This is a genomic window from Pseudomonas simiae (assembly GCF_900111895.1).
In the GTDB taxonomy this organism is placed as follows: domain Bacteria; phylum Pseudomonadota; class Gammaproteobacteria; order Pseudomonadales; family Pseudomonadaceae; genus Aquipseudomonas; species Aquipseudomonas simiae.
In genome coordinates, this window is the sequence record NZ_FOKB01000009.1 from 184,478 (window position 1) to 199,794 (window position 15,317).

Here is a 15,317-nt window from a genome sequence, read left to right on the forward strand (position 1 = left end):
GCTTAGCGACCGCGAACCGCTTGTTCCAGCTCGGCGAAGCTTGGGCGGTGCTTGGGGTACAGCACCTTGCGACCGAACTCCACCGCCAGCGATGGCGGCATCCCGGAAGCGGAGGCGACCAGGCTGGCCTTGATCGATTCGTACAGGTTGATTTCTTCCTTGGCGTCATGGGCCAGGGAGGTGGCGAGCGGACCGAAGAAGCCGTAGGCCGCGAGAATACCGAAGAAGGTACCGACCAATGCCGCACCCACGTGCATACCGATGGCAGCCTGGTCGCCCTCACCCAGGGATGCCATGGTCACCACGATGCCGAGTACCGCCGCGACGATACCGAAACCCGGCATACCGTCAGCGATGCCGGTCACGGCGTGGGAGGGGTGCTCAAGCTCTTCTTTAAGGCTGAACAATTCCATGTCGAACAGCCCTTCCAGCTCATGGGGGGCCATGTTGCCGGAGGACATGATGCGCAGGTAGTCACAGATGTAGGCGGTCATGCGCTCATCTTTGAGCACGGCCGGGTACTTGGCGAAAATCGGGCTGGCCGCGGCGTCTTCGATGTCGGCCTCGATGGCCATCATGCCTTCGCGGCGGCTCTTGTTGAGGATCTCGTAGACCAGGCCCAACACCTCCAGGTAGAAGGTATGGGTGAAGCGCGAACCGAACATGCCCAGCGACTTCTTGATCACGTGCATGGTCATGTAGCCGGGGTTCGCCTGCAGGAAGGCACCCAGTGCGGCACCGCCAATAATCATCACCTCGAAAGGCTGGATCAGTGCCGCAATTTTACCGTGGGACAGGACGTACCCGCCGAGCACGCTCGCGAAGACGACGATGATGCCGATAATTTTAGCCATAGGAGATGAGTACTTGCGCCGTCGGGTTCATGGACATATTGGGTGTAGCAGAAAACTCTTGTTCTACTTATCGGCAAAACTGCGCCAGACTATAGCCCGTTAAGGCGAAAAGCCAGTTCGGCCCGCTCCGGGCGTGTAGACCGCAAGTGATGATCGCGCCCCTATCATGGCTAATGAAACGACAGTCCCAACTGCAAAACCCAACTCTCTCGCCGCTTGGATCAAGTGCCTGGACGATGTACGGCTGCCTGTCCCCCAGGCCAGTCACGACCGCGTGTGCAAAGGCATCCGCGACAGCCGCAGTTCATTGCGAGATATTGCCGAGCTGATGCAAAGCAGCCCGGCGCTCGTCCTCAGCGTGATGCGCGAGGCCAACAGCCACACCCATGGCAGCCTGGCGGAACCGGCGGAAAACCTTGAAGTGGCGCTCAACCGCCTGGGCCTCAAGCGCGCCGAAGAACTGCTGGCACGTCTGCCTTCGGTGCCGGCCAATGAGATCCCCGTGGCATTGCGCCAACTTCTGCTGATCAGCCAGCACGCGTCGCAGCAAGCCAACGGCTTGTTCGGCAGTCGCCTGGCGCGGCTGTGGCAGGACATTCACTGGGGCAGCCTGTTGTTTCTGTCGCCGCTGTGGCCAATGGCGGTCGCCTATCCCAAACTCCTGGAAGAATGGGAACTGCGGGTGATCCACAAAGGCCAGTCAGCCCGCGAGGTCGAGCGAGAACTGTTCGGCGTGCGCCTGCTGGACCTGTGCGTCGGCCTGACCGAAGCCTGGCACCTGCCGATCTGGGTATCCCAGGGTTACACGTTGCTGATGAGCGAGCAGCGCCTGCTGGTCAAGGCCCTGCACATCGCCCGTGAAGACGACCCGCTGCGCCACCAGCAATTGCTCGATGCCGAACCCAACCTGCGCCGCTGGCTGAACCAGCCGGCCAACACCGTGCTGCTGGCCAACGGCCTGGCAATGTCGGCCCAGGAGTCCTGGACCTGCCCGCACACCGAACGCTGGCAGTTGCTCACTGCGCTGTACCTGCAACAGCCCTTGGGCGAGGTGCAGCAACTGGTCCACCAACAGGCTGTCACCAGCGCCCGCACCACCTTGATGCCTGACCTCTGGCACCCGGCGCTGTCGCTGATCTGGCCGTGGCATGTACAGAAGATTCATCGCGGCCTGCTCCCCGCGCCGCCGCCCACCGCCGAGGCCCTGGCCGTGTGGCGCAAACGCTGTACTGAACTGCTGGTGGAGCCGAGCCGCTTTGCCAACGCCATGCACTTGACCACGTGCGCCAAGGAGGCCCTGGTCGCCAGTGGTATGCAGCGGGTCATGCTGCTGATGGCTGACCGCGCCTTGAGCACGTTGCGTGTGCACCAGGCCGATGGCCTGCCGAAGGATGCAGCCAATTTGAGCCTGGATGTGGTCAATAGTACGTTGCTGCAGCGCTTGCTGGAAAAGTCCGCCCAAGTGCGCCTCAACCCTGAAAACCACGCCCAGTTCTCGGCCTTGCTGCCGCCGGTCCTGCGCCGCCTGTTCACCGGCGAACACCTGTTGCTGCGGTCCCTGAGTTGCAATGGCAAGGTGGTGATGCTGATGGTGGCCGACCAGGGCGGCGGGCCGTTCTCGGAAACCACCGTGCAGGCCTTCGGTAAAACCGCCCAATGCATCGAGAAAGCCCTGCACTGCTTTACCAACCGCAGCGCCTGATGCTTGCGCTACAATCGCCCTCTTTTATCGCCAACATTTGTGCACAGGAGACCTCACATGCCTGACTTCTCTGGCTTGCCGCTGGTGATCGAACCCAGCGACCTGCTTGGTCGCCTCGATGCCGAACACTTGATACTGGTGGACCTCACCAGTGCCGCCCGCTACGCCGAAGGGCACATCCCCGGCGCACATTTCGTTGACCCCAAGCGCACCCAACTGGGCCAGCCGCCGGCGCCTGGCCTGCTGCCCAACAAGGCCGACCTCGAGAAACTGTTCGGCGAACTGGGCCACACCCCGGACGCCACTTACGTGGTCTATGACGACGAAGGCGGTGGCTGGGCCGGGCGCTTCATCTGGATGCTCGACGTGATCGGCCACCAGAAGTACCACTACCTCGACGGTGGCCTGCTGGCCTGGCTGGAAGAAAAACGCCCGGTTTCGACTGACGTGCCCACCCCGGTCGGCAACCCCGTCAGCCTGACGCTGCATGATGGCCCAACAGCCACCCGCGAATACCTGCAAAGCCGCCTCGGCGCGCCCGACCTGGGTATCTGGGACGCACGCGGCCCGCTGGAGTATTCCGGCGAGAAAGTGCTCGCAGCCAAAGGCGGGCACATTCCCGGCGCAGTGAACTTCGAATGGACGTCCGGCATGGACAAGGCGCGCAACCTGCGTATCCGCCGCGACATGCCGCAGATCCTCGAAGACCTCGGGCTGACCAAAGACAAAGAAATCATCACCCACTGCCAGACTCACCACCGCTCTGGCTTCACCTACCTGGTGGCCAAGGCGCTCGGTTATCCGCGAGTCAAAGGTTATGCCGGTTCCTGGGGCGAATGGGGCAACCACCCCGACACCCCCGTCGAGATTTAAGGTTTAAGGACAGTTATGAAAAAGCAGTTGTTTATCCTCAGCCAGTACTTGCTGCCGCACCACTTGCTGTCGCGCCTGGCCGGTTGCATTGCCGAATGCCGCGTGCGTTGGTTCAAGAATGCCTTCACTGCCTGGTTCGCCAAGCGCTATCAAGTGGACATGTCCCAGGCCTTGGTTGAAGACCTGACCGCCTACGAGCACTTCAACGCCTTCTTCACCCGCGCCCTGAAAGACGGCGCGCGCCCACTGGACCAAACCCCAGGTGCGGTGCTGAGCCCAGCCGATGGCGCGGTCAGCCAGTTGGGGCCGATCGAGCATGGTCGGGTGTTCCAGGCCAAGGGGCACAGTTTCAGCGTGCTGGAGCTGCTGGGTGGCGATTCGGCCTTGTCAGCGCCGTTCATGGGCGGTGACTTCGCCACGGTTTATCTGTCGCCCAAGGACTACCACCGTGTGCACATGCCACTGGCCGGCACCCTGCGCGAGATGGTCTACATTCCTGGCCGCATCTTCTCGGTCAACCAGACCACCGCTGAAAACGTACCCGAGCTGTTCGCACGTAATGAGCGGGTTGCCTGCATCTTCGACACCGAACGCGGCCCAATGGCCGTGGTGTTGGTGGGTGCGATGATTGTGGCGTCGATTGAAACCGTATGGGCTGGCTTGGTGACACCGCCGAAGCGTGAGCTGAAAACCTTCCGCTATGACGAGGCTGCACGCGCGCCGATTCACCTGGAGAAAGGCGCGGAGCTGGGTCGCTTCAAGCTGGGTTCGACCGCGATCGTGCTGTTTGGGCCGGGTCAGGTGACGTGGGCTGAAGCGCTGGTGGCGGGTTCGCCGGTGCAGATGGGCCAGGGTATCGCTTTACCTAAAGCCTGACAAAACACCCAATGTGGGAGCGGGCTTGCTCGCGAATGCGGAGTATCAGTCAACACGTCAGTGACTGAACCACCACTTTCGCGAGCAAGCCCGCTCCCACATTTTTTTACCGCATTTATTCAGTTACAGCTGACCGTCGCGGTCGCGGAAGCCCAGCAGATACAGCACGCCGTCCAACCCCAAGGTCGAAATCGCCTGCTTCGCCGATTGTTTGACCAGTGGCTTGGCGCGGAACGCTACACCCAGCCCGGCAATCGCCAGCATCGGCAAGTCATTCGCACCGTCGCCGACCGCAATGGTCTGCTCCAGACGCAAACCTTCCTTGTGGGCCAACTCCTTGAGCAGATCCGCCTTGCGCTGTGCGTCGACAATCGGCTCGACCGCCATGCCGGTCACCTTGCCATCCACCACTTCCAGCTCGTTGGCGAACACGTAGTCGATGCCCAGCTTGGCCTGCAATTGCTTGGCGAAGTAGGTGAAGCCGCCGGACAGGATGGCGGTCTTGTAGCCCAGGCGCTTGAGTTCGGCGAACAGGGTTTCGGCGCCTTCGGTCAGGCGCAGGGAGGCGCCGATGGAATCCAGCACACTCACGTCCAGGCCCTTGAGCAGCGCGAGGCGCTCTTTGAAGCTGGCGCGGAAGTCGAGTTCACCGGCCATGGCGCGCTCGGTAATTTCGGCAACCTGCTCGCCGACGCCCGCAGCCTTGGCCAGTTCATCGATGACTTCGGCTTCGATCAACGTGGAGTCCATGTCAAACACCGCCAGGCGACGGTTACGCCGGAACAGTGAATCCTCCTGGAAGGCGATATCGACGTTCAGCTCCTGGGCCACGCTGAGGAACTCGGCCCGCAAGGCTTGCGGGTCGGCTGGCTCACCGCGCACGGAGAACTCGATGCAGCCCTTGCCCTGGTCGGCCGGGGTATCCAGCGGCATGCGACCCGACAGACGGTCGATATGGTCGATATTCAAGCCATATTGCGCAGTAATGGAGCTGACGCGCTGCAGCTGCTCGGCGGTGACCTTACGGGTCAGCAGCGTCACAATGTGGCGTTTCTTGCCCTGACCAGCCACCCAGTGCTGGTAGTCCTCTTCGGACACCGGGGTGAAGCGCACCTGCTGATCCAGCTTATACGCCGTAAACAGGATGTCCTTGAGTACTGAAGACGCCTGTTCAGTGCTCGGAATCTCGACCAGGATGCCGAACGACAGGGTGTCGTGGATCACTGCCTGGCCGATGTCGAGAATGTTCACACCACCCTGGGCCAGAACGCCGGTAATGGCCGCGGTAAGACCCGGGCGGTCTTCCCCAGTGATGTTAATCAGGACAATTTCGCGCAAGGCGCACCCCCAGGCTGGAAAAAAACCGCATTCTACCCACTTTCAGTGACCATCGGGCACAGCCAGCGCTTTGCCGGTTCTAGGGCTGTCGCTATACTGCGCGTCAACTTCACGGACCAAGAGCCGAGCGCAAGTGAACCGGCCCACGCCAGTAAAAACCGATAACTTCTTCCTGCTGATCTTCCGGGCACTGCGCCACCGCCGTGTACCGATCGCATTACGCATCGCCAGCCATAACGTGATCCTGGTCGCCCTGGCCCTGGTGATCTACGCCTGCGTGATGGGTTTGCAGTTCAAACAGGCCATGCACGAGCAAGCCGACGCCCTGGGCGAGAGCTTGACCACCCAGACCGCCACCTCGGCGACTGAGCTATTGGTGTCCAACGACATTCTCAGCCTCAACGTGCTGCTCAACAACCTGACCAAGAACCCGTTGGTGGCTCACGCCGCTATTTACAGCGTGGACAACCGGATCATGGCCGAAGCCGGGCAGCGCCCGAAAAACGGCCTGCTGGGTGAAGCCGAAGGCCTGTACCAGAGCAATATTACGTTTCAGGACGTGAAGGCTGGCCAACTGCGCATCAGCCTGGACATGCAGCAATTCCAGCAGCCGATGACCATCAGCCTGCAAAGCATGGGCATCTTGAGCGCAATCCTGCTGGCGTTGGCGTTGGCCTTGAGCCTGCGCCTGGGCCGACATATCTCCACGCCGCTGATGCAATTGCGTATCTGGCTGCGCGATATCGACGAACACACCCCGGCCACCGACCGCCAGGATGAGATCGGCGACCTCGCTCGCCAGTTGCACGCCAGCTTCGCCCCGGAGCCGGTGGTGCGCGAAGTGGAGCCAGAGCCCGAGCTCGACGAAACCGACTACGACGACGAGCCTGAGCGTGAAGTGCAAGACGCTCCGGTAGCGGGCCTGAAGCCTGCTACCCGCCAGGCGTTCAAAGCCGAAGAAGACGAGCTGGACGACGAAGATCCCTTCGCCGACCTGCGCGACACCTCGGCCAGCACACCGGCCGTCGCACCGAAACCGGCCCCGGTGAAGAACGCCGAACCCCAGTTCAGCGCGGTATTGGCTGTGCAACTGGGTGCGCAGGATCAGTTGCGTCGGCTGCCCCGTGCACGCCTGACCGAGCTGCTGGAGCGTTACCGCGACTGCCTCGACCAGGCCGCGTCGCTGTATCAGAGCGAACTGCACACCCTGAACGACGGCAGCACGCTGATGCTGTTCCACAGCGAAGACAGTGGCGAAGACTACCTGACCAACGCGATTTGCTGCGGCGAGCTGCTGCGCGCCCTGGGCCACGCCCTGCAGATCGAAGTGGCCGACAGCGGCATTACCTTGCAACTGCAGTTGGGCCTGACGGTGAGCGATGATCTGTTTGGCATGACCCAGATCGACCTGCTGCTCACCGAGAGCGCCCAAGACGCCCTGGCGCTGTCGCAGCACAGCCGCAACCTGCTGCTGGTGGAGCGCAAGATCAGCGAAGACACGCTGATCCGCCAACGCGCACGCATCCGCCCGATTGCCAGCCCAGAGGGCGCCAGTTGCGTGGAGAGATTGATGGAGCCGTACCCATCGATGCTGGAGCGGCAGTTGGCGCGGATGCACGAGACCCGCACCAAATAACCCTGTATGACTCATGTGAGAGCGGGCTCGCCCGCGATAGCGAAGTATCAGTTAGCCCATCAATAACTGAATCCCCGCGCCCCCTCCCACAGTGAAACGGTGCCAGGCCCCAACGCTTGGCCCCAAAAAAAAGGCCCGCTGAGTAAGCGGGCCTTTTTTTGTGCGCGTTTCAGATCAGAACCTGAACACTTCCATATCCGTGCGAATCGGCGTCGCCATCGGCATCTTCGGCTTCTGCGGTTGTGCCGGCTTGGCCTGTACCGGAGCGCTCTGCTTACGCGGCACTTCGGCAATCGGCGGTTGGTTGGCCAATGGCTTGAGTGCCACCGACAACTGCTGTGCCAGATGCTGCAACAACACGCCCTGGGCCTGGACCTGGGACGCGGTGGTGCCGGTATGCTCTTCCTGCAGGTGCACGATGCGGTTATCGCGCACCTGGCCACGACGATCGATCAAGCGCCACTGCGCATCGAGAATCGCCGGTTGCGACGCACCAGAGTCAAGACGGGTAATGGTCAGCAACACCTGCACATCCGGGGTAAACCCGGTCGGCGCGGGCGCCAGCACCACACGCTGGCTATCCAGTTGACCCGCGACCTGGCGCAACATCAATTGGTTGATGTCGGAAGACAAGCTGCCCGCCCAACGACCATCCGTGGAACCTTGCAGGCTGCCGTCGTTCTGACGTTGCAGCAGTGTTTCGCGTTGCAGGTAGTCGGCAACGATCACCGGGCCCAGCAAGACGGCCATGCCAGCCGTCTGTGCGGGTTGAGCCGGACTTCCGCTGTCCAGCTGGTACAGCGACACCGGCTGATGTGTGCTGCAACCCGCCAGCCCCAAAAGGCCAGCGAGCATAAAAAATAAAGGAAGGCGTGGAGCAGTCATCATCCCATCCAGGTGGCTGCCACAAGGCGAACCACAATGTAATACTAAAAATAACCTAAACACGCTCGGCCACGCCGGCGCTGGAAAGGCCATATCATCCGTGAATATGCGCCATGACTCCAGCGCCAAAGCGTCGATCTACGCGTTAAATCGTAGATCGAGGGCTCTAATACGCGTTAAACCGGCGTTTCCACCAGCAAAGCATCCACACGTTGGAAGCCACGTGGCAATTTGTTACCACGCCGGCCACGCTCACCCGTGTAGTGCTCAAGGTCATCGGGACGCAGGGACAACGTACGTTTACCGGCCTGAAGCACCAAAGTCGCGCCTTCCGGGATCACTGCGATGTCAGTCACGTACTCTTCGCGACTGGCCACGCGCTCGCCGGGAATACCGATGATCTTGTTGCCCTTGCCTTTGCCCAACTGCGGCAGATCACTGATCTTGAACACCAGCAAACGCCCTTCGGTGGTCACCGAGGCCAACCAGTTGCCCTCACGGTCATCCACCGGCCGCGGCAGGATCACCTTGGCGTTGTTCGGCAAGCTCAGCAAGGCCTTGCCCGCCTTGTTCTTGGCCTGCAGGTCTTCACCCTTCACCACAAAACCATAACCCGCGTCGGACGCAATCACGTACAGCGCATCATCGTCCGGCAGCAAGACACACTCGAAATTTGCACCTGGCGGCGGCGTCAGGCGCCCGGTCAACGGCTCACCCTGCCCCCGTGCAGACGGCAAGGTGTGGGCCGGCACCGAATAACTGCGCCCGGTGGAGTCGATAAACACCGCAAACTGGTTGGAACGCCCGGCGGCGGCGGTCTTGAAGCCGTCGCCCGCCTTGTACGACAAGCCAGTGGCGTCAATATCATGCCCTTTGGCGGAACGAACCCAACCCTTTTCCGACAGAACGACGGTAATTTTCTCGTTTGGCAGCAGTTCGGTTTCTGTCAGAGCTTTCGCCTCAGCGCGCTGGACGATCGGCGAACGACGGTCATCGCCGTAGGTTTCGGCGTCTTTGATCAGCTCGCTGCGCACCAACTTCTTCAGCTTGGCTTCGCTGCCCAGCAGGGCTTGCAGCTTGGCTTGTTCCTTGAGCAGCGCGTCCTGTTCGTCGCGCAGCTTCATTTCTTCCAGCCGCGCCAACTGACGCAAACGGGTGTCGAGGATGTAGTCAGCCTGGATCTCGCTCAGCTCGAAACGCGCGATCAACTCGGCTTTCGGATGCTCGGCGGTACGGATGATATGGATCACTTCATCCAGGTTGAGGTAAGCAATCAGCAAACCGTCCAACAGGTGCAGGCGACGCTCGACCTTGTCCAGGCGGAATTGCAGGCGACGACGCACGGTCTGCACCCGGAACTCCAGCCACTCCACCAGCAGGTTGCGCAGGTTTTTCAGCTGCGGCTTGCCGTCCAGACCGATGATGTTGACGTTGACCCGATAGCTGGACTCAAGGTCCGTGCTAGCAAACAGATGCTGCATCAGCACTTCGTGGTCGACCCGGCTGTTGGTCGGGATGATCACGATGCGGCAGGGGTTTTCGTGGTCGGATTCGTCACGCAGGTCGGCAACTTGCGGCAATTTCGACGGTTTGGCCTGCATCAGCGCGGCGATCTGCTCCAGCACCTTGGCACCCGACACCTGGTGCGGCAGTGCGGTGACGATAATGTCGCCATCTTCGATGTGGTACACGGCGCGCATGCGCACCGAGCCCTTGCCGGTCTCGTACATCTTCAACAGGTCGGCGCGCGGCGTGATGATTTCCGCTTCGGTCGGGTAGTCCGGGCCCTGGATGTGCTCGCAAAGCTGTTCCACCGTGGCCTTCGGCTCATCGAGCAAGCGCACGCAAGCGGTGGCGACTTCACGCAGGTTGTGCGGCGGCACGTCGGTGGCCATGCCGACTGCGATGCCCGTGGTGCCATTGAGCAGGATATTCGGCAAACGTGCCGGCAACACCAACGGTTCGTCGAGGGTGCCGTCGAAGTTAGGCCCCCAGTCGGCAGTGCCCTGCCCCAGTTCGCTCAGCAGGACTTCCGAATAACGCGACAGACGCGCCTCGGTGTATCGCATGGCGGCGAACGATTTGGGATCATCCGGCGCACCCCAGTTACCCTGGCCGTCTACCAGTGTGTAGCGATAGCTGAACGGCTGGGCCATCAGCACCATGGCTTCGTAGCAGGCGGAATCGCCATGGGGGTGGAACTTACCGAGCACGTCACCCACGGTACGCGCCGACTTCTTGTGCTTGGAATCGGCATCCAGGCCCAACTCACTCATGGCGTAGATAATGCGCCGTTGTACAGGCTTCAGGCCGTCGCCGATATGCGGCAAGGCACGGTCCATGATCACGTACATGGAGTAGTTGAGGTAGGCATTTTCGGTGAAGTCAGCCAGCGACCGGCGTTCTACGCCGTCTAAGCTGTCTGCGAGGATGTCACTCATGCGGGCCTCATCATTGTCGGATAAGGCGCAGCGGAACTGCCGCTGCACCGGGTCAATTCAAAAAAACAGGGGCTCATGGGCGGGCGCTCCAGCCACCGGCAGGGGCGGCGAAACGATAGACCATGGGGCGTTTTTCACCATCGGCGCGGGGGCCGAAATTATTGTCAATGCCAAGCCAGGCCCCCTCCGCGTCGATCAACAGGGCTTCGGCCAAGCCATAAGGCTGGGCGTAGCGCCGCTCGGGCGCCAGGGTCTCGTCGGCAAACGACCAGCACAGCTCGACCTTGGCCGTGGCGGGATCGCGTCGGCAAATCTGGAACGCATTGCGCTCCAGGGTAAACAGTTTGCCGTTGAACAGCGCCAGGTCGGCGAAATCCTTGGATACCGCCTTGGCATTGGTGAACTTGGCTGGCTGCACGTCCTTGCCGGCCTCGCTCAGCAACACGCAGGCGCCCTCACAATCCCAAACGCTCTGCCCACGCTTGATCGAGATCAAGCCCCGTCGCTCACGCTCGGCCGCCAGCCAGATCTGATTGCCGTCCGGGCTGATTGCCAAGCCCTCGAACAAGGCATTGAAATGCAGCAACATGCCACTTGCACGCGCTTCGCGCACCATGCCTGGGGCGATCTTCAACCACTCGGTATCACCCTGCTCGCCGGAAAACGGCACTCTCAGCACCGCCGCATGGGCTTCACTGACAATGTAGCGATTTCCCTCGGCATCGCAGCTGATGCCTTCAAAATCCAGGTCGCCACCGCGAATGAACGACGCGGCCTTGGTTCGCGAGCGCAACCCCCAGGGCAACCCAGACTCAGGCACTGGCGGCACAACGATCCCGTACCTCTCGGCTTTCCACACCGCTGCGCGGGTATCAAGTCGATAGATCTGGTCGTCGTCGCGATCGGAAACCGTCCATAACTCTTTGCCACACAGCGCCAGACCCGACAGGTTGCCACCGCGCATGCCGTCCACTGGGTGTTCGGACACCAGTTTCAGCTCAGCCACGGGCGCGGCAGCCACCTGGGTAGCCGCAAGCCCGCTCAACATCAGGATCGCCAGGGCGAAACCTGTGCGCATCAGCCCAGAACCTCGGCCAGGTTGCCTTTGGATTCCAGCCACGACTTGCGATCCGGCGCGCGTTTCTTCGCCAGCAACATGTCCATCATTTCTGAGGTGGCGGCGAAGTCGTCGCCCAGCGTCAACTGCACCAGGCGCCGGGTGTTCGGGTCCATGGTGGTTTCGCGCAGCTGCGGCGGGTTCATTTCACCCAGCCCTTTGAATCGCGTGACCTGTGGTTTGCCACGCTTCTTCTCGGCCACCAGGCGGTCGAGGATGCCGTCACGCTCGGCTTCGTCCAGGGCGTAATAGATTTCCTTGCCCAGGTCGATCCGGTACAACGGCGGCATGGCGACGTAGACGTGGCCAGCCTCGACCAACGGGCGGAAGTGCTGCACGAACAGTGCGCACAGCAGCGTGGCGATGTGCAGACCGTCGGAGTCGGCGTCGGCGAGAATGCAGATCTTGCCGTAGCGCAGTTGGCTCATGTCCGCCGCGCCTGGGTCCACACCAATGGCCACGGCGATGTTGTGCACTTCCTGGCTGGCCAGGACTTCGCTGCCATCGACTTCCCAGGTGTTGAGGATCTTGCCGCGCAACGGCAGGATCGCCTGGAACTCCTTGTCCCGTGCCTGCTTGGCGGAACCGCCGGCGGAGTCACCTTCCACCAGGAACAGCTCGGAGCGCATCGGGTCTTGCCCGGCGCAATCGGCCAGCTTGCCGGGCAACGCCGGGCCCTGGGTGATGCGCTTGCGCTCGACCTTTTTGCTCGCCTTCAAGCGACGGCCGGCGTTGTTGATCGCCAGTTCGGCCAGGGCCAGGCCCAGTTCAGGGTGCTCGTTGAGCCACAGGCTGAACGCGTCCTTGACCACGCCGGAGACAAACGCCGCCGCCTCGCGGGACGACAGGCGCTCCTTGGTCTGACCGGAGAACTGCGGCTCCTGCATTTTCATCGACAGCACGAACGCGATGCGCTCCCACACGTCTTCCGGCGCCAGCTTCACGCCGCGCGGCAACAGGTTGCGGTACTCGCAGAATTCGCGCATGGCATCCAGCAAGCCTTGACGCAAGCCGTTGACGTGGGTGCCGCCCTGGGCCGTCGGGATCAGGTTGACGTAGCTTTCCTGCACGCTGTCGCCACCTTCCGGCAGCCACAGCAACGCCCAGTCCACGGCTTCTTTATTACCGGCCAGGCTGCCGCAGAACGGCTCGTTGGGCAGACGCTCGAAGTCGCTGACGGAATCTTCCAGGTACGAACGCAGGCCGTCTTCGTAGTGCCACTCGACCTTCTCGCCGGTGCCTTTGTCTTCAAAGGTCACCAATAGGCCTGGGCACAATACAGCCTTGGCCTTGAGCACATGCTTGAGGCGGCTGATGGAGAATTTCGGCGAATCGAAGTATTTCGGGTCCGGCGCGAAGTACACGCTGGTGCCGGTGTTGCGCTTGCCAACGGTGCCAATCACTTCCAGGTCGGTGGCTTTGTAGCCATCGGCGAAGGTCATCTGGTACTCGTTACCGTCGCGCTTGACCTTGACCCGCACCAGCGTGGACAAGGCGTTGACCACGGAAATGCCCACGCCGTGCAGGCCGCCGGAGAACTGGTAGTTCTTGTTGGAGAACTTACCGCCGGCATGCAGTTTGGTGAGGATCAGCTCGACGCCCGGCACCCCCTCTTCGGGGTGGATGTCCACCGGCATGCCGCGACCATCGTCGGACACTTCCAGGGAGTGGTCAGCGTGGAGAATGACATGCACCGACTTGGCGTGACCGGCCAAGGCTTCGTCGACGCTGTTGTCGATGACTTCCTGGGCAAGGTGGTTCGGCCGACTGGTGTCAGTGTACATGCCGGGGCGTTTGCGCACCGGGTCGAGGCCCGAGAGGACTTCGATGGCGTCGGCGTTATAAGAGCTAGCGCTGGGAGTGGCCATGGGGTCTCGTCGTGAGTCGTTCGATTAAAAAGTGACCTGCGATTTTTACAGTGAAGAAAAATCGAAGGATTGATACTGATCTGCGCCAATGCCCGCAAAGCTCAACATCGCCGGCAATTGCCGGGCGAACCCCTGGTAACCGTGGTCGCCGCCGGCCTGGATGCGTAAGGCACAGGCCCGGTAGTACTGCTGGGCGAGGCGATAATCCAGGGTTTCATCCCCGGTCTGCAACCACACCTGATACCGCGCGGCGTCCTGGGGCGCCGGTACTTCCAGCTCGGCCAGCGCCGTGACGTGATCGTGGGTCAGTTCCCAGGTTTCATCGGTGTAGAGGTTCTTCTGGGTGCCCAGGTAACCATCGAACATCCGATGGGGGCTGACCGCCGGATTCACCAACAGCGCCTTGAGGCCATGGCGTTCGGCAAGATGGGTTGCATAGTAGCCGCCGAGTGAGCTGCCGACCAGCAGTGGCCGCCCCAGTTCAGCGATCGCCGCTTCCAACTGTGCAATCGCCTGACGGGGATGGTGATGCAGGGCCGGCACGCGTAATTGGTCGGCCAGGCCGATGGCGCCCATCACGGTGATCAACTGGCTGGCCTTGTTGGACACAGGCGCACTGTTGAAACCGTGGATATACAGGATCGAGGCAGACATGCCAGGCTCTCCGTGACTCAGCCAAAGAGGCGCAGTTTACAGGGATCGGGGTGGTGTGTGAGTCCCTCTACCCTCAATACACTGAAGATCCAATGTGGGAGCGGGCTTGCTCGCGAAGGCAGTGTGTCAGCCAATACCGCCGGTGACTGGAACACTGCATTCGCGAGCAAGCCCGCTCCCACATGTTGATCAGCGTTTACAGCTATTAATAGCCGTTGCTGCCGTAATCCACGGTAAATGCAAAATTTTGAAGCCGCTCCACCCCAGTTTCCAACCGTCCGTCGGCATGCAAGCGCAGCCAGCGATAACCCGGCGCTTGCTCGCTGACCTTGAAATCTTCACTGCCCGGCGCGAACTGGATGCAGGTGGAGGGCGATGCCAGCAGCCGCACGCCGTTGCGCTCGCGGTCGATTTCCTGGTGCACATGGCCCCAGAGCACCGCCCGTACCTGCGGGAAACGGTCGAGCACGGCAAACAACGCATCGGGATTGCGCAAACCGATGGGCTCCATCCAGGCACAACCGATGGGCACCGGATGATGGTGGAAGCACACCAGATGATGACGATTCGGCGCTTCGCTCAGGGCCTGGGCGAGCCGCTGCAGTTGCTGGTCTTGCAGGTAACCCGGCACCGAACCGGGGACAGCGGAGTCCAGCAGAGTGACGCGCCAGTGACCGATATCGACCACCGGCTCCAAGAGATCGCTGTGCACGGCGGCGTGGGCCATGATCTGCGGCTCGTCGTGATTGCCGGGAATCCAACGCGCCGGGGCGTCGATCTGCCGGGTCATGTCTCGAAATTGCTGGTACGACTCCAGTGTGCCGTCCTGGGACAGGTCCCCCGTCGCCAACACCAAATCAATACGCCGCTGCTGCGCGCGCACCAATTCGATGACGCCTTGCAGGCTGTCGCGGGTGTTCATGCCCAACAGCGTACCGTCGGCCTCGGCAAACAAGTGGCTGTCGGACAATTGCACCAGCAATGCAGGCGCATCGGGGCTCACAGTGGATACGCTCGGCAAGGCGCTCTCCCAAGGCAATCACAGGAATGGACGTGTGGCGTGATTATGCTGG

12 protein-coding genes are annotated in these 15,317 nt (G+C 61.6%); 4 read left to right on the top strand and 8 right to left on the bottom strand.

Annotated elements, in window-relative coordinates:
- Positions 1-2 precede the first annotated feature (2 nt).
- Positions 3-854, bottom strand: a complete 852-nt coding sequence (motA, locus tag BMZ57_RS24380) for a flagellar motor stator protein MotA (RefSeq protein WP_010213623.1) — start codon at positions 852-854, stop codon at positions 3-5.
- 166 nt (positions 855-1,020) lie between these two features.
- On the opposite strand from motA, the gene BMZ57_RS24385 reads away from it, so the two are divergent.
- From BMZ57_RS24385 to asd, 3 genes are read left to right on the top strand one after another with little or no spacing between them, the layout of a single operon-like run.
- Entirely contained in the window at positions 1,021-2,556 is a 1,536-nt protein-coding gene (locus BMZ57_RS24385) for an HDOD domain-containing protein (RefSeq protein ID WP_010213625.1), read from the top strand.
- 57 nt (positions 2,557-2,613) lie between these two features.
- A complete protein-coding gene (locus BMZ57_RS24390) occupies positions 2,614-3,429 on the top strand; it encodes a rhodanese-like domain-containing protein (protein ID WP_021493248.1) in 816 nt (271 codons plus the stop codon).
- A 15-nt stretch (positions 3,430-3,444) separates the two neighbouring features.
- Complete coding sequence (gene asd, locus BMZ57_RS24395) at positions 3,445-4,305, top strand: archaetidylserine decarboxylase (protein WP_010213628.1); 861 nt, start codon at positions 3,445-3,447, stop codon at positions 4,303-4,305.
- Between the two features lie 123 nt (positions 4,306-4,428).
- Here asd and serB read toward each other — a convergent pair whose 3' ends face one another.
- Complete coding sequence (gene serB, locus BMZ57_RS24400; RefSeq protein ID WP_010213630.1) at positions 4,429-5,643, bottom strand: phosphoserine phosphatase SerB; 1,215 nt, start codon at positions 5,641-5,643, stop codon at positions 4,429-4,431.
- 133 nt (positions 5,644-5,776) lie between these two features.
- On the opposite strand from serB, the gene BMZ57_RS24405 reads away from it, so the two are divergent.
- Complete coding sequence (locus BMZ57_RS24405) at positions 5,777-7,279, top strand: AhpA/YtjB family protein (protein ID WP_010213632.1); 1,503 nt, start codon at positions 5,777-5,779, stop codon at positions 7,277-7,279.
- A gap of 174 nt (positions 7,280-7,453) precedes the next feature.
- On the opposite strand, the gene BMZ57_RS24410 is transcribed toward BMZ57_RS24405, so the two are convergent.
- The 6 genes from BMZ57_RS24410 to cpdA form a co-directional block, all read right to left on the bottom strand.
- Positions 7,454-8,164: a PqiC family protein gene (locus tag BMZ57_RS24410; protein WP_074900656.1), complete on the bottom strand. Its 711-nt coding sequence runs from the start codon at positions 8,162-8,164 to the stop codon at positions 7,454-7,456.
- 176 nt (positions 8,165-8,340) lie between these two features.
- Positions 8,341-10,605 carry a DNA topoisomerase IV subunit A gene (gene parC / locus BMZ57_RS24415; RefSeq protein WP_069672803.1) on the bottom strand — a complete coding sequence of 755 codons (2,265 nt, stop codon included), beginning with the start codon at positions 10,603-10,605 and terminating at the stop codon, positions 8,341-8,343.
- Between the two features lie 73 nt (positions 10,606-10,678).
- Positions 10,679-11,683, bottom strand: a complete 1,005-nt coding sequence (locus tag BMZ57_RS24420) for an esterase-like activity of phytase family protein (protein WP_044286548.1) — start codon at positions 11,681-11,683, stop codon at positions 10,679-10,681.
- Entirely contained in the window at positions 11,683-13,590 is a 1,908-nt protein-coding gene (gene parE, locus BMZ57_RS24425) for a DNA topoisomerase IV subunit B (RefSeq protein WP_047544068.1), read from the bottom strand. The genes BMZ57_RS24420 and parE overlap by 1 nt, the downstream gene beginning before the upstream one ends.
- A 45-nt stretch (positions 13,591-13,635) precedes the next feature.
- Positions 13,636-14,244 carry a YqiA/YcfP family alpha/beta fold hydrolase gene (locus BMZ57_RS24430; RefSeq protein WP_010213640.1) on the bottom strand — a complete coding sequence of 203 codons (609 nt, stop codon included), beginning with the start codon at positions 14,242-14,244 and terminating at the stop codon, positions 13,636-13,638.
- Between the two features lie 205 nt (positions 14,245-14,449).
- Positions 14,450-15,265, bottom strand: coding sequence for a 3',5'-cyclic-AMP phosphodiesterase (gene cpdA / locus BMZ57_RS24435; protein ID WP_069672804.1), 816 nt, complete (start codon positions 15,263-15,265; stop codon positions 14,450-14,452).
- Positions 15,266-15,317 lie beyond the last annotated feature (52 nt).